Here is a 15,842-nt window from a genome sequence, read left to right on the forward strand (position 1 = left end):
CACCCGGTCCTGGGCGCCGCGGTGACCGGTCACGGCGGCGCCCGCGACCAGGAGCCGTATTGACCACGTTGCGGTGGCGCCCACGAGCGGGCGCCACCACCCCGACTCCGACAGGAATCGCCATGAGACCGCTCCGAGCAGCGGTCGCAGGACTGGTCGCGGCCGGGCTGCTGCTCGCAGCACCCGCAGCACCGGCCCGGGCGGCCGACCCATACACCTTCACCAACACCGTCAATCCGATCCTCGGTGACGGCTCCTACCACTCCGCCGACCCGGCGCCCCTGGTCGCCGACGGGCAGCTCTACGTCTACACCGGCCACGACGAGGCCGGGCCCGCGGTCAACGACTTCGTCATGAACGAATGGGGCGCGTTCCGTACCTCCGATGTCGCCGAAGGCGAATGGACGCATTTTCCGTCGCTGATGCGGCCCGAGCAGGTCTTCGCCTGGGCCACCCCCGGCCGCGCCTACGCCGGCCAGGTCGTGCAGGGCCCGGACGGCCGCTACTACTGGTACGTCCCGGTCAGCGAACGCGACTCGACGGCCGCAAACACCTTCGCCGTCGGCGTGGCCGTCTCCGGCACGCCGACCGGGCCGTGGACCGACCACATCGGCGGACCGCTGATCTCGCAGCGCACCCCGACAGCCAACACCATCGAGAACATCGACCCGACGATCCTGGTGGAGGGGCAGCGGGTCTTCGTCTACTGGGGCACTTTCGGCCAGCTGCGGATGCTGGAGTTCCACGCCGACATGAAGACGCCGGTCGGCACCCAGCGGGCGGTCACCGGTCTGACCGGGTTCTTCGAGGCGTCCTGGCTGTTCAAACGGGGGAACACCTACTACCTGGCCTACGCCGGGAACAACGCCGGCGCTTGTACCCCGGCGCACTATCACGCCTGCATCGCCTATGCGACCGCCACCGCACCGGCCGGACCGTGGACCTACCGCGGCATCATCCTGCCACCTGTCTCTTCCACGACCAGCCACCCGGGACTCGTCGAGTTCAACGGCCAGTGGTATCTCGTCTACCACACCGCCGATGCCGTCGGAGGCGGTCATTTCCGCAGGTCGGTGGCGATCGACCGGGTCGTGTGGGACGACACCCAGTCGCCTCCGCGGATCAGGCCGGTCGTGCCGACACCACCGAAACAGGCCGACCGCACGCCGCGCGCCAACATCGCCCAGGCCGCCACGGTGACGGTCTCCAACGAGCCGGTGCCGACCCAGTACTGGGTGAAGGCGCTCAACGACGAGATCGTCCGCGCCAACCCGCTGCCACCGGACATGTGGGGCACCTGGACCGGCGGCAACCCGCCTCAACAGTGGATCCAGTACACCTGGGACCAGCCGATGCGGATCACCGGTTCGCAGATCGACTTCTGGAACGATCAGCCGCAGGGCACCGGCGTCGGTGTCGCCGCACCGGCCCGCTGGAAGATCCAGTACTGGAACGGGCAGTGGACGGACGTGCCCAATCCGAGTGGCCATCCGACCGGCACCCAGGGCTTCCAGGACACGACGTTCGACCCGGTCACCACCACCCAGGTCCGGGCCGTGTTCGACGCGTCCACCAACGGCAGCACCTACTCGGCCGTCGCCGTCGAGGAGTGGAAGATCCTCGCGGCGCAGCCCGCCACGATCACCCCGCCGCCGATCACCGTCGAGGTCGGCGAGAACGAGCTGCCCGGGTCCGTTCCGGTCACGTTCGGATCGGAGACGTTGCAGGTCCCGGTCCACTGGGATCCGATCACCGCTGATCAGCCGGGCACCCTCGGCGTCAGCGGCAGCGTCCTCGGATACGCGGCCGGGACTGTCACCGCACCGGTCACCGTGATCTCGCCGGGCGACACCGAAGGAGATCGAACCCCACCGTCCGTCGTGCTCACCGCGAGCGGTTCGGCGGGCGCCGCCGGGTGGTTCCGCTCCTCCGTCCGGGTACGGGCGGGCGCCGCCGACGACCGCGGCGGCCGCATGCGGATCGTCACCACGGTCGACGACGGCACACCGCAGACCGCCGAACCGGTCCGCTCCGCCGAGGTGACGGTCACCGGCGACGGCCGCCACACGGTCACCGCGACCGCCACCGACCGGGCCGGGAACACGAGTCCTCCGGTCTCCCGCACGGTCGACGTCGACGCCACCAACCCGGTCAGCAGCGCCGCGGTGGCCGACCGGAAGGTGACCGTCACCGCCACCGACGCCACCTCCGGGGTGGACCGCGTCGAATACGCCGTCGGCACCGGACCGTGGACCGTCTACAGCGGGCCGGTCAGCGCCCCCGACGCGGCCAAGCACACCGTGTCGTACCGGGCCGTCGACAGGGCCGGGAACCTGGAGACCGCGCGGACCGTGGTCATCCCGGCCGACCTGTCCGAGCCACTCAACGGCAACGTCGGCCCGATCGCGGCCGGGACCGCCTCCTACACGGCCGGATGGAACAGCCTCACCGCCCTCAACGACGACTCCGACCCGGCGTCGCCGTCACAGGCCCAGATCTGGGGCACCTGGTCCGGCACCCGGCCGGAGTCGCAATGGATCCAGTACGAATGGTCCCGGCCGGTTCGGCTCACCGGCGCCGAGATCAGGTTCTGGCGGGACGTCGACCAGGGCACCGGAAACGGCGTCGCCGAACCCTCCGGCTGGATCCTCCAGTACTGGGATGGCACCGGCTGGCAGGACGTCACCGGAGCCACCGGCTACGGCACCGCCACCACGGCGTTCAACCGGGTCACCTTCGATCCGGTGGTCACCGCCCGGCTGCGGGCCATGATCAGCGCCGACGGCAACGGCAGCACGTACTCGGCGGTGGCCGTCACCGAGTGGCGGGCGTTCGCCGCGGAACACGCGCTCACCGCCACCGCCCAGCCGCGCTGCATCGCCGGCAAGGTCTATCTCGCCGTCACCGCCCGCAACGGCCACACGGCGGCACTCGACATCGAGGTCGTCACCGCGTACGGGAAACGGGTCTTCGCCGCGGTCGCACCCGGCGTGAGCGTCTATCAGAGCTTCCCCGCGCGTGCCGTCTCGGTGCCGGACGGCGCCGTGACCGTCAACGGAACCGCCACCACCTATCCCGCCCACTCCTGTGGAGGCTGAAATTGATCAGAAGAATGCCGGTTGCCGTCGCCTGCTCGGTGCTCGCCGCGGCGACCGCTCTCCCGGCCACCGCGAGCGCCGATCCCGGTGAGGCCGAGGTCGAGGTGACCGTCCAAATCCCCGAGATCGAGGAACCCGGCGTGCTCGCCCTGTCCGTCGCCGGTGACGCCGTGGCGCTCACCGAGAACGGCTCAGACCTGCTGGTACGCCAGTTCACCGGCCGCCTGCCGACGGTCACCGTCACCGACACCCGCACGCTGGAGGAGATTCCCGCCGGATCGTCGTGGGCGGTGCTCGGCAGCTCGGGCGACTTCGCCGGAACCGCCGGGCAGGCCCCGATCAGCGCCGGGCACCTGGGCTGGAAGCCGAGGCTCATCGACGGCGGCGGTACCGGGCTGGTCGCCGAGGGCGAGGAGGTGGTGACCGTTCTCGACGATCCCACCCAGCCGGGCAACAACGTCGGCCTCGTCGACCAGGAATTGCTGGTGTCCACCTACGACTCGGCGGAGGTGACCGGCGGCGCCTACACCGTCGACGCCGACCTGTACCTGCGCACCCCGGCCGACGTGGCGGCCGGCTCCTACCACTCCACCCTGACCCTGTCCCTCTTCGAGTAGGACCGATTCCGAGCAGGACCGATTCCGAGCAGGACCGATTCCGAGCAGGACCGATTCCGAGCAGGACCACCGATTTCCGAGCTGGACCGATTTTCGAACAGGAGCCGCCATGCGCCGTGCCGTCGCCGTCCTCGCCTGCCTGGCCGTGCTGTCACCCGCGACCCCGGCGGCGGCCGCGCCGGCCACCGTCACCTGGACCGTCCAGCCCGCCGGCACGAACGGCCCGGACGGGCGGCGGTGGGCCGAGCACACCCTCGACCCGGGCGGGACGGTCACCGACCATCTGGCCGTCCGCAACCTCGGCGACGCCACGGCGGTGTTCGCGCTCAAGGCCGCCGACGGCTATCTCACCGAGAACGGCCGGTTCAACATGCTGCCCTCGGACCGGAGATCGGCGGACGGCGGAACCTGGATCAGCGTCCAGGAGACGGTGACCGTGGCGGCGGGCCGGACCGTGGTGGTGCCGTTCACCGTCACGGCTCCGGCCGACGCCGCACCCGGTGACCATCCGGCGGGGATCGCCGCCTCGATCGCCGGGAAGCGGGGCACCGTCCAGGTGGAGAGCCGGGTCGGTTTCCGGGTGCTGCTCCGCGCCTCCGGCACGCTGCGGCCGGCGCTGGCCGTCTTCGGGGTGACCACCCGTTTCCGGCCGAACTGGAATCCGCTGCGACCCGGCACACTGCACGTCGCCTACACCGTCGCCAACACCGGCAACGTCCGCGCCGGAATCCAGGGCCGGGTCGCCGGGAACCGGGCCGATCTCGGCGAACTCCTGCCCGGCGGTAGCCGCACCGCCACGGCCGCGGCGGAGTCCTGGCCCCTCGGCCGGATCCGGACCACCCTCACCCTCACGCCGGTGGTCCCCGGCGCCGCCGCCGAACCCCACACGGTCACGGTGACCACCTGGGCACTCCCGTGGCCGCAGGTGCTCGCCCTCGCGGCCGTCGCCGTCCTGATCCTGTTGGCCCGGATGAGGCGGGCACGCCTGAAACGGCTGCTGGAACAGGCCCGCCTGGAAGGTCGCCGCTCAGCGGGCGCCACCACCCCGTGAACTGGCGCTCCCGGCTCGCCGTGGGAGCTGGTGGAAACGCGTTCGAACCGAGTCACGCGACCCGCGACGAGCTGTCCCGGCTCTGCTGATCCAGCGTCTCGCCGGAGAGCGCGTCCCCGACGGCCGCGAGCAGTTCCACGGCGGTGAACGGTTTCTGGACGATGCGGGCCGAGTCCAGGTCGTAGCGGCGGCGCAGGTCGTCGTCGCCGTAACCGGACATGAACAGCACCGGCAGCTCCGGATGACGGACCCGCAACCGCTCGGCGATCGCCGGGCCGGAGCGGCCGGGCAGCACGATGTCGGTGACGAGCAGGGCCACGTCGTCCGGTTCGTCGCCGGGTGGTGAGCCGTTGAGCCACACCGTGGCGCGGTAGCCGTTCTGTTCCAGGATCCGGACCACCAGATCGCGGACGTGCTCCTCGTCGTCGATCACCACCACGTGCTCGCCGTGGCCGTTCGCCGGGCTGTCGTCCACGTCGGGAACCCGGTCCGCCGGTTCGGGCGCCAGCGGCAGCAGGATCTGGAAGGTCGTGCCGACGCCCGGCGACGAGTCCACGCTGATCTGCCCGCCCGCGTCGGTGACGATGCCGTACACCGTGGCCAGGCCGAGCCCGGTGCCCTGATCGGCGGGTTTGGTGGTGAAGAAGGGCTCGAAGAGCCGGTCGCGCACCTCGGCGGTCATGCCGCAGCCGGTGTCGCTGACGGTCAGCCGCGCGTTGCCGCCGGAGGGCTGGTCCGTCTCCATCACGACCACGCCGCCGTCGGGCATGGCGTCCCGGGCGTTCACGATCAGGTTGAGCAGGATCTGATCGAGGTGTCCCCGGTTGGCGCGGACCGGCAGTGGCTCGGGTTGCCGGCGGCAGACCAACTGGATGTTGGCGGCGATGCTGCGCCGGAGCAGTTCGCCGGAACAGCCGACGACCTCGTTCAGATCGACCGTCTCCACCTGGGTCGGCTCCCGTTTGGCGAAGAGCAGGAGCTGCCCGGTCAGATCGCGGGCCCGCTCGGCGGCGTTGCGGATCCGGGCCAGGTCCTTGTCGCCCTTGGCGGTCACCTCGTCGGTCAGGAAGTCGGCGTAGTTCAGGATTATCGCCAGCAGGTTGTTGAAGTCGTGCGCCACGCCACCGGCCAGCTGCCCCAGGCTCTCCATCCGCTTGGCCCGCGCCGAGCGTTCCATGGCCAGCTTCTCCTCGGCCTCGAGCCGCTTCTGGGTGGTGATGTCGCGTTCGGTGGCGGCCGTCGCGACCACCCTGCCCGAGTCGTCGCGAATCGGTGCGACCGTGACCGACACCACGATCTCCGAGCCGTCCTTGCGGAACCGCCGGCTCTCGTCGAGGCGCAGGTGTTCCCCGGTGGCAAGGATGGCCTGGGCATGTTCGAAGACGGGCAGCCGCTCCGCGGGCAGGATCTTGGTGAACCTGTGCCCGATGACCTCGCTCGCCTGGTAGCCGTACATCTTCTCGGCACCGGCGTTCCAGATACGCACGGTGCCGGCGAGGTCGGTCACGATGATCGCGTCGGCCGACTGTTCGACGAGGGCGCCCAGCATCTCCCGTTCGCCGGTCGCGGCGGACCGGGCGGTTAGCAGGGCGCGCAGATGGCGGGCGATCAGCCAGCCGATGGCCGTGACGACGGCCACCGTCAACAGCCGCAGGATCTGGTCGGGCGAGCCGAACATCCCCTGCCAGGTGGAGATCGCGAGGGCGGCGGCACCCGCGTAGGCGCCGATGACGAGCACCAGTGGGGGACTGGCGGTGGCGGCGGCCAGCGCCGGTCCCACCGCCAGCACCCCGAAGATGAGCATCCGGGGCGGCGAGAGAGCGGACAACACCGCCAGCACCGTCACGGCCATGAAGGCCCCGACGACCCCGGGCGTGACTTTCGGTCGCCTCATCGTCCGGCCCCCTTTCCGGATGCAGGTAGGCTATGCCCGGTTTCGCCACCTCAGACCCGGAACCTGGAAACCAGCGCCGCGGCCCGACTCCCCGTGGTGATCCTGTCGTAGGGTGCAGCGGAACCCCTCGCCCGCTATCCGAAGGACCGGTGCCGGTGGCCCGTCTGCTGCTCGTCCGCCACGGTCAGGCGTCGTTCGGCGCCGACGACTACGACGCGCTTTCCCCGCTTGGGCACGAACAGGCCCGTACCCTCGGGAAATTGCTTTCCGATCGGGGTGTCCGCCCCGCCCTGCTGGTGCGGGGCGCGCTGCGCCGGCACGCCGAGACCGCCGCCGGGATCCTCGACGGCCTGGCCATGTCGGTCGACGTGGCGATCGACCCGGGCTGGGACGAGTTCGACTTCCAGCACGTCGTGGAGATCCACCGGCCGCTGTTCCGGGACCGCGCCGCGATGGCGGCCGAGCTGGCGCGCGAGGCACGCCCGGACCGGGCTTTCCAGGAGATCTTCGAGGCGGCCACCACGCGGTGGGCGTCGGGCGACCACGATCCGGAGTACGGCGAGTCGTTCCCGGCGTTCCAGAGCCGGGTGGCCGCCGCACTGGCGTCGGCCGAGGCGCTGCTGCGTGCGCACCGAGAGGTGCTCGTGGTCAGCTCGGGCGGGCCGATCGCGATGGCGGCCACGCTGCTCACCACCGGGTCGGTGGCCGGATGGGCGGCCTTCAACCGGGTTTCGGTCAACACCGGCGTGACGAAAGTGATCGCCGGGAGCCGCGGTCTGTCCCTGTCGACGTTCAATGAGCATCCGCACCTGGAGGCCGACCGGCGGCTGCTGACCTACCGGTGACGGACCGGGCGGGGCAGCAGCGCCGGGACACGGCGCATGTGCTCGGCGTAGGCGGGACGGCGGACCAGTGAGCGCTCGTCCATCATCGGGATGCTGACGAACGTGAACAGCAGCACCATGGTGACCGGGCCGGCCACGGTCCACCACCAGTCCGGGGCGGCGGCCAGGGCGAACAGCCACATCCCCCACCAGAAGAGGATCTCGCCCAGATAGTTGGGGTGCCGCGAGTACCGCCACACGCCGCGGTCGATGATGCCGCCCCGGTTGGCGGGATCCCGGGTGAACCGCTGCAACTGGCGGTCGGCGGTCGCCTCCAGGAGCACGGCGGCCGCGGTGACCGCGACGGCCACCACGTCGAGCGGCCCCCATGACCGGCCGGTCACCGTCACGGCGGGCCAGACGGCGAGCAGCCCGGCGAAGACCACCAGCGTGGGCATGAGCTGGATGCCGGCCAGGTTGACCAGCCACCACGGGACGCCGCGCGGTCGCCGCTCGCGCAGCCGGACGTAACGCCAGTCCTCGTGGTCGAGGCCGCGCCACGACGACGCCCAGTTGGCGGTCAGCCGGATCGACCAGGCGAGCACCAGCAGCAGGACGGCCGTCTGCCGCCCGGTCACCGCCGAACTCTCGCCACCGGTGTGCCACCACACCCAGGCGGTCACGATCACGGCCGGGGCGACGCTCCAGTACGGGTCGTAGAGGCTGGCGTTGGCGACGAGCATGCTGGCCGCGAACACCACGACGGTGGCGGCCAGGTCGGCGTAGAAGGTGAGCAGCAACGGGTGCGGGCCACGCGCCACGGCCACGACCGCCCACGCGACCAGCCCGGCCGCCAGGTAGGCGGCCGTCACCACCGCGAACCCCACCGCCCGGTCCCGGCCCGTCGACATAGGACGAGACTAGGCGTGCACCACCCGTACCGTGAAGTCCGGTTCTTCGGCCGGACGGCCGAAGTGATAGCCCTGCAACAGCCGGTAACCGAGCCGGTAGAGCACCTCGGCCTGCTCCGCGGTCTCCACGCCCTCGGCCACCGCGTCCAGCCCCAGACCCGAGGTGACCTGCATCATCGCCTCCGCGATGACCGCGTGCCGGCCGGCTTCGGTGACCCGGTCGACGAACGACTTGTCGATCTTCAGCACGTCGACCGGCACGCTCTGCAACAGCCCGAGCGACGAGTGCCCGGTGCCGAAATCGTCGAGAGCGATCCGTACGCCCAGGGCCCGCAACTCGTGCAGGGCCGCCACCGCGGGCCCGCCCTCGAACACGGCCGTCTCGGTCACCTCCACGGTGAGACGGTGCGGAGCCAGACCGGTACGGGCGAGCACCGCCGCCACCGACGTCGCGAACCCGGAGCGGGCCAGTTGACGGGCCGACACGTTGACACTTATCCGGTCCGGGGCGAGCGGCCCCAGTTCGGCGGTCCACCGGGCCAGCCGTTCGCACGCCGTCTCCAGGATCCACGCGCCCAGCTCCACGATCAGGCCGTTGCGTTCGGCGACCGGGATGAACAGGGCCGGGCTGATCAGGCCACGCTGCGGATGCCGCCACCGGACCAGGGCCTCCACCGCGACGACCCGGCACTCGGGCAGCCTGACGATCGGCTGGTACACCACCTGGAACTGGCCGGTGTCGAGCCCGTGCCGGATCTGCGCGCCCAGCCGGGCCTGCTCCGACGACCGCTCGTCGGCCGCGGGGGTCCACCGCGCGTAGGTCTCACCGGTCCGCCTGGCCACGCACATGGCCACCCCGGCGCGGCGCAGCACCTCCACCGGATCGTCGGCGCCGCCGGAGTCGGCGACCCCGATCGCGGCGCCGACCAGCACCTCGTAGTCGTCCGACCGGACCGGGTAGTGCACCGCGCCGATCATCCGGCCGGCGACCGCGTCCGCCTCGGCGTGCGGCGCGTCGCGCAGCAGCACGGCGAACTCGTCGCCGCTGAGCCGGGCCACCAGCGCCTGCGGGCCGGCCAGCATGCGCACCCGCTCGGCGATCCGGACGATGACGTGGTCACCGGCCACCGGCCCGAGCTCGTCGTTGACGCTGCTCAGGTCGTTGAGTCCGACCAGGATCACCTGCGGGCGGCCGGTGGCCAGCGCGTCGCGGAGGGCCTGCTGGAAGTGGCGCCGGGTGTGCAGGCCGGTGAGGTCGTCCTGGTTCGCCAGGCGCCGCAGTTCGGCCGACTGCCGGTGCACCTGGCGCATGACGCCGGCCATCCGGGCCACCCCGAGCGCGAACAGCACGATGGCGCCGGCCGCGATGACCACCCGGTCGACCTGGTTGGCGCCGACCGTGGGGATGAACAGCAGGGTGGGCGGGAGGACCGCGCAGCATGCGGAGACGGCCAGGCGGCCGCGGCCCGCCGGGGCCGCCTCGGGCCGGTCCCCGGTCTCGGCCGTCGCCATCGACGGGTGCAGCGCGGCGGCGGCCCACACCACGTAGGCCAGCAGCCACGTCCAGTCGAGTCCGCGCCCGTCGTAGTCGAAATGCAGGCTCAGCACGGAGAACGCGATGTCCGCCACGAGCAGCAGCCCGGCCGCCAGGCCGAGCAGGTCGGAGCTGACCGACCGGGCGCGGGCGCCGAGGAGCAGCCGGGCGACCATCACCAGCAGCAGCATGTCCAGTGCCGGGTAGGCGGTGCTGACCCCGCTCTCCAGCAGCGACGCCGACTCCCCGGCGGCGACCGGGTGCAGGACGAACACCCACAGCACCAGGCTGAGCCCGAGGGCGGCGATGGACGCGTCGATGAGGCCGCCGGTGTCCCGGCCGCGGCGGCCGCGCAGCAGCAGGAACAGCCCGGCGATCAGGGGCGGGTACGCGCCGAGGTAGAGGATGTCGGCCACCGACGGGTACGGCTCCTCGTGCCGGACGTACTCCAGGTACCACCAGACGAGATCGCCGAGAGCGGAGAGCGATATCCCAGCCGCGAACAGGGCCCACGCGGCCGGGCGCGGTGGCCGGTTCCAGCGCACGCCGACCAGGATGGCCAGCCCGGCGAGGAGCCCGACGACACTGTAGCCGATGTTTGACAGCGGACTGTCCGCGGGCAGCAGGTAGTAGCCCACGGTCGCGAACATGCCGCCCGCCGTCCACCACCGCCACCATCGGTTACCCGGCCCCATGGGCTGACCATCGGTCGCGCCGGGACCCACTTGAGAGGTGGGTGGTGCGCCGACCCTCTTGTATAACGATCACATTCACGTTTCTGTAATCTGCGGAGTCCTGTGACGGACGTGATGGCATCAAAATGTTTCTAGATCGATAAACCTTGACACCTTCATTGTTATCGATAACATCGGCCGGTAGCAAAGCCTCCCGCCGTGTACCGCCGAAAGGCGCGTGCCGTCGTACCCGGAATCCGCCCCAGATCGGAGTCCTCCCGATGTCCCCGCTCCCCCTCACCCGCCGCAGCCTGCTGGGCGCCGCCCTCGGCGGCGCCGTCGTCGCCACGACCGGCTCCGGCAGCCCCGCCGCGGCCGCCGAACTGCCACCCGCCCGCTCCGACCTCGGCGTTTCCGCCTACCCGTTCCCCCTCGGGCAGGTGCGGCTCACCGCCGGCCGGCTCATGGACAACCAGACCCGCACGCTCAACTACCTGCGGTTCATCGACGTCGACCGGCTGCTCTACGTCTTCCGCGCCAACCACGGCCAGTCCACCGGCGGCGCCGCGGCCAACGGCGGCTGGGACGCGCCGACCTTCCCGTTCCGCTCCCACGTGCAGGGCCACTTCCTGACCGCATGGGCGCAGGCTTACGCGATCCTCGGGGACACCGTCTGCCGCGACAAGGCGAACTACATGGTCGCCGAGCTGGCGAAATGCCAGGCGGCCAGCGGCTACCTGTCCGGCTTCCCGGAGGCCGACATCACGGCGGTCGAGAACCGCACCCTGACCAACGGCAACGTGCCGTACTACTGCATCCACAAGACGATGGCCGGGCTGCTCGACGTGTGGCGGTACGTCGGCAACACCCAGGCGCGCGACGTGCTGCTCAAGCTCGCCGGATGGGTCGACACCCGTACCGCCGCTCTGTCGTCCTCTCGGATGCAGGCCATGCTCGGCACCGAGTTCGGCGGGATGAACGCCGTCCTCACCGACCTCTACCAGCAGACCGGCACCGCGCGCTGGCTGACCGTCGCCCAGCGGTTCGACCACGCATCCGTCTTCACCCCGCTCGCCGCCGGCACCGACGCGCTCAACGGCCTGCACGCCAACACGCAGGTGCCCAAGTGGATCGGCGCGGCCCGCGAGTACAAGGCCACCGGGACCACCCGCTACCTGGACATCGCCCGCAACGCCTGGAACATCACGGTCGGCGCGCACACCTACGCCATCGGCGGCAACAGTCAGGCGGAGCACTTCCGGCCGGCCAACGCGATCGCCTCCTACCTGACCGACGACACGTGCGAGCACTGCAACTCGGTCAACATGCTCAGGCTGACCCGCGAACTGTGGGTGACCGACCCGAACCGGGCCGCCTACTTCGACTTCTACGAGCAGGCGCTGCTCAACCACGTGCTCGGCGCGCAGAACCCGGCGTCCAACTACGGCCACGTCACCTACTTCACGCCACTGCGGTCCGGCGGCCGCCGCGGTGTCGGCCCGGCCTGGGGCGGCGGCACCTGGTCCACCGACTACGGCACGTTCTGGTGCTGCCAGGGCACCGGCGTCGAGGTCAACACACGGCTCATGGAGTCGATCTACTTCTACAGCGGCACCACGCTGACCGTGAACCTCTACGCCCCGTCGGTGCTCACCTGGTCGCAGCGCGGGATCACGGTCACCCAGACCACCACCTTCCCGGCGGGCGACACCAGCACCCTCACCCTCTCCGGGACGATGAGCGGCTCGTGGAGCATCCGTGTCCGGATCCCGTCGTGGACCAGCAGCGCCGCCATCAGCGTCAACGGCGTCGCCCAGTCGGTCACCGCCACCCCCGGCAGCTACGCCACGATCACCCGCACCTGGGCGGCCGGCGACACGATCACGGTCCGGCTGCCGATGCGGATCGTGCTGCGGCCGGCGCCCGACAACCCGGACGTCCAGGCGATCACCTACGGGCCGACTGTGCTGGCCGGAAACTACGGGGACACCGCCCTCAGCGCCCCGCCCGCGCTCACCGTCTCCTCCGTCACCCGGACGAGCGCCACCGCCAACGGGGCCACCGTCAACCTGGTGCCGTTCTACGACGCACACGGCTTCAACTACAGCGTGTACTGGCTCACCACGGCCACGTACAAGATCGTCAACAACGCCACCGGCCTGGTCCTCGGCATACAGGACATGTCGACCGCCAACGGCGGCCTCGCCGTCACCTGGGGTGACACCGGCACCCTCGACCACCGCTGGGTCCGGATCACCGACGGCACCGCGGTCCGCTTCCGCAACGTCAACAGCGGCAAGGTCCTCGGTGTCGAGAACATGTCGACCGCCGACAACGCGCGCGTCCTGCAATGGGACGACAACGGCACGGCCGACCACCGCTGGACCCTCGTCGACCAGGGCGGCGGCCTCTACAAGATCCGCAACGTGAACAGCGGCAAACTCCTCGCCGTCCTCAACGGCGGCACCGCATGGGGCGTCCAGGCCGTCCAGGACCCCGACAACGGCAGCGCCGACAACCTCTGGCGCTTCGCTTAGAAGACCATCATTTAGTACGGGCTACGAAGCGTCACCGTGGCGAGCGCGCGGCCGCCTGCCCCGGCGCGGCCGTCGGCCGCCGCCGGGCTGATCCGGTGACGTCACCCTTACCCCGAAAGGTGAAACCGTGTCCCTGACCCGCCGCACCTTCACCCTGCTGCCCGTCCTGTCCGCGGCCGCGACCGCCACCGCGGTCGGCGCCGCCCCGACCGCGGCCCTCGCGGCGAACACCGCCTACGTGTTCGCCTACTTCACCGAGACCCCGAACATGTCCGGCGCGAACTACGGCCTGCACCTGGCGGTCAGCCAGGACGGCCTGAACTGGTCGCCGCTGAACCAGAACGCACCCGTCGTCACCCCGACCGCCGGCACCCTCGGCCTGCGGGACCCGTTCATCCTGCGCAAGCAGGACGGCACCTTCGTGATCCTGGCGACCGACCTCAACGGCACCGACTTCGGCCAGAACAACCAGTACCTGCACGTCTGGGACTCGGTGAACCTGACCAGCTTCACCGGCTACCGGCGGATCCGCATGCACACGCTGGCCACACACACCTGGGCGCCCACCGCGTTCTGGGACGCCGCCCGCGGCCAGTACGGCATCGTCTACTCGGCCAACAACGGCACCGACGTTTTCATGGTCAACTACACGTCCGACTTCCGGACCGTCTCGGCGAACCAGGTCTACTTCAGCCCCGGCTTCCCGGTTCTTGACGGTGACATCGTCGTCGACGGCTCCACCTTCTACCTGTACTACAAGAACCTCACCACCGGCATGATCCACGGCGCCCGCTCCAGCACCGGCGCGGCCAACAGCTACACCACGTACACCAGCGGCCTGCGCCAGGGCAGCTCGATGGAGGCCCCGCTCCTGATCAAGAACAACGCGGGCACCGGCTGGTGGCTCTGGGGCGACTCGTTCAGCCCGGTCAACAACGACTACTACCTGTGGAGCAGCGGCAACGTCGGCGGCAACAGCTGGACCGTGGCGAACCAGCGCACCTTCACCCCGCCGCTGAACGCCAAACACGGCAGCATCGCCGGCATCACCGCCACCGAGTACAGCGCCCTGGTCAGCCGCTGGGGCCTGCCCGCCTGGGTGCGGCTCAAGTCCTCCAACTTCCCCGACCGGTACGTACGCCACGCCAACAGCATCGGCCGCATCGACGCCTACCCGTTCGACCCGCACCAGGACCAGCTGTGGCGGATGGTGGCCGGACTGGCCGACAGCGCCGGGGTCTCGTTCGAGTCGGTCAACTATCCCGGGCGCTATCTGAGGCACAGCAACTACGCCATCCGCCTCGACCCCAACGACAACACCACCGCGTTCCGCGCCGACGCCACCTTCCACCGGGTGGCGGGGCTGGCGGATTCCGCGTGGTCGTCGTTCCGCTCCTACAACGTCCCGGACCGCTACCTGCGCCACTCCAACTACGTGCTGCGCATCGACCCCCTCAGCGCCTCCTCCAGCGCCACCGACCGCCAGGACGCCACCTTCCGCATCTCCTAACCCTCACCCTCGTCCCCTCCCTCCTTCGTCCCTCCGTCGTCCCCGCCCCGTCCCCGCCGATCTTGGACGTTCTCCCACCGTCCGCGGTGGTCAGTCGTCCAAGGTCGGCGGGAGTTGGGCGGCGTGCCTCCCGCCTTTTCGGATCTTGGACGTCTTCCTACCGCGGGCGGTGGTCGGTCGTCCAAGGTCGGTCTGGGGTGGGCGGCGCGGCCTCCTTGCCCAGTTCTTGGACGTTTTTCTGCCGCCCGCGGTGGTCGGTCGTCCAAGATCGGCAGGGGTGGGCGATGATCGAGCGGCGTGGGTGCGTGGGTGCGTGCGTGGGTGCGTGGGGTGGAAGGGGCGGTGCGGATCTTGATGCGACTGGCGCGGGTTGAGGAGGCTGGCGCTCTGAGCGAGCTGGCACTCAGGTCGAAGGCTCATTGGGGGTACGACGAGCTGTTTCTGAAGGCCTGCCGGGACGAACTGACGTTGTTGCCGGAGGACGTGAGCTCTCGCCGTACCTCGGTTGTGGAGATTGACGGCCGGATCGCCGGCTTCTATACGTTGGACGGGCAGCCGCCCGAGGGTGAACTGGGAAATCTCTGGATTGACCCGGAATACCTGCAGCGCGGCATCGGCCGGAGTTTGTGGCAGCACGCCATGGGGGTAGCGCGGGAACTCGGTTTCGCGACGATCCTGATCGACGCGGAACCGAATGCCGAAGCCTTCTACCTCGAGATGGGGGCGACGACCGTGGGCACGACTCCGTCGCCGTCCATCCCCGGCCGTGTACTGCCCCGGATGCGGTTCGACCTCAGGTGAGGTTGAACTCGCTGCCTTTGACATCGTCGATGAAGGCGGACCGTTCGGCACGGTGGTAGAGGCGGGGCGGCATGCCGCGGTCCACGGTGGCAGCGAATGGCCACCTTCACGCAGGCGTCGTTCGCGTCGCTTCGGCCGCTCTTCTTCCAATGTCCTCTGGTGCGGTCCACGCGCCGCTGAGCTGCCTGTTCCATCGTCTGCGGGGTGTCTCGTGGGCTCAGGGCCCGGGGTGACGAGGCGTTGAAAGCCGGCCTTGTACCAGCGGTCTCCGGTGACAAGGGATGGCCGTGTGATCCGGCGTGGGAGTTCCGGTTGGCGAGCACCCCGGACTCGGTCCAGCTTGACGTTCGACCGTGGACTTCAGCGGAGTGTGCCTGTCGATCGAGCGGTT

At 70.4% G+C, this 15,842-nt stretch carries 10 protein-coding genes; 7 read left to right on the forward strand and 3 right to left on the reverse strand.

The window, feature by feature from the left end:
- Window positions 1-122: 122 nt before the first annotated feature.
- The 3 genes from KZ829_RS25035 (at window position 123) to KZ829_RS25045 (ending at window position 4,766) form a co-directional block, all read left to right on the forward strand.
- A complete protein-coding gene (locus tag KZ829_RS25035) occupies window positions 123-3,098 on the forward strand; it encodes an OmpL47-type beta-barrel domain-containing protein (RefSeq protein WP_220146347.1) in 2,976 nt (991 codons plus the stop codon).
- A gap of 14 nt (window positions 3,099-3,112) precedes the next feature.
- The gene (locus tag KZ829_RS25040) at window positions 3,113-3,715 is read left to right on the forward strand and encodes a hypothetical protein (RefSeq protein ID WP_220146348.1); all 603 of its coding nucleotides are present in this window, start codon (window positions 3,113-3,115) and stop codon (window positions 3,713-3,715) included.
- Window positions 3,716-3,824: 109 nt separating this feature from the next.
- A complete protein-coding gene (locus KZ829_RS25045) occupies window positions 3,825-4,766 on the forward strand; it encodes a COG1361 family protein (RefSeq protein ID WP_220146349.1) in 942 nt (313 codons plus the stop codon).
- A 52-nt stretch (window positions 4,767-4,818) separates the two neighbouring features.
- Here KZ829_RS25045 and KZ829_RS25050 read toward each other — a convergent pair whose 3' ends face one another.
- Window positions 4,819-6,660 carry a PAS domain-containing hybrid sensor histidine kinase/response regulator family protein gene (locus tag KZ829_RS25050; protein WP_220146350.1) on the reverse strand — a complete coding sequence of 614 codons (1,842 nt, stop codon included), beginning with the start codon at window positions 6,658-6,660 and terminating at the stop codon, window positions 4,819-4,821.
- A 155-nt stretch (window positions 6,661-6,815) separates the two neighbouring features.
- Here KZ829_RS25050 and KZ829_RS25055 point away from each other — a divergent pair, with 155 nt between their 5' ends.
- Entirely contained in the window at window positions 6,816-7,505 is a 690-nt protein-coding gene (locus KZ829_RS25055; RefSeq protein ID WP_220146351.1) for a histidine phosphatase family protein, read from the forward strand.
- On the opposite strand, the gene KZ829_RS25060 is transcribed toward KZ829_RS25055, so the two are convergent.
- Both KZ829_RS25060 and KZ829_RS25065 read right to left on the reverse strand, forming a co-directional pair.
- Window positions 7,496-8,395 (reverse strand): DUF1295 domain-containing protein, encoded by a 900-nt coding sequence (locus tag KZ829_RS25060; protein ID WP_220146352.1) that lies wholly within the window; start codon window positions 8,393-8,395, stop codon window positions 7,496-7,498. The genes KZ829_RS25055 and KZ829_RS25060 overlap by 10 nt on opposite strands.
- Before the next feature lie 9 nt (window positions 8,396-8,404).
- Window positions 8,405-10,579, reverse strand: coding sequence for a putative bifunctional diguanylate cyclase/phosphodiesterase (locus tag KZ829_RS25065; protein WP_246636200.1), 2,175 nt, complete (start codon window positions 10,577-10,579; stop codon window positions 8,405-8,407).
- Between the two features lie 305 nt (window positions 10,580-10,884).
- On the opposite strand from KZ829_RS25065, the gene KZ829_RS25070 reads away from it, so the two are divergent.
- The 3 genes from KZ829_RS25070 (at window position 10,885) to KZ829_RS25080 (ending at window position 15,451) form a co-directional block, all read left to right on the forward strand.
- Window positions 10,885-13,140 (forward strand): beta-L-arabinofuranosidase domain-containing protein, encoded by a 2,256-nt coding sequence (locus KZ829_RS25070; protein ID WP_220146354.1) that lies wholly within the window; start codon window positions 10,885-10,887, stop codon window positions 13,138-13,140.
- 127 nt (window positions 13,141-13,267) lie between these two features.
- Window positions 13,268-14,650, forward strand: coding sequence for a glycoside hydrolase family 43 protein (locus KZ829_RS25075; RefSeq protein ID WP_220146355.1), 1,383 nt, complete (start codon window positions 13,268-13,270; stop codon window positions 14,648-14,650).
- Window positions 14,651-14,980: 330 nt separating this feature from the next.
- The gene (locus KZ829_RS25080) at window positions 14,981-15,451 is read left to right on the forward strand and encodes a GNAT family N-acetyltransferase (RefSeq protein WP_308285650.1); all 471 of its coding nucleotides are present in this window, start codon (window positions 14,981-14,983) and stop codon (window positions 15,449-15,451) included.
- The last annotated feature ends 391 nt before the right edge of the window (window positions 15,452-15,842 follow it).

This window comes from Actinoplanes hulinensis, assembly GCF_019429605.1.
Lineage (GTDB): Bacteria > Actinomycetota > Actinomycetes > Mycobacteriales > Micromonosporaceae > Actinoplanes > Actinoplanes campanulatus.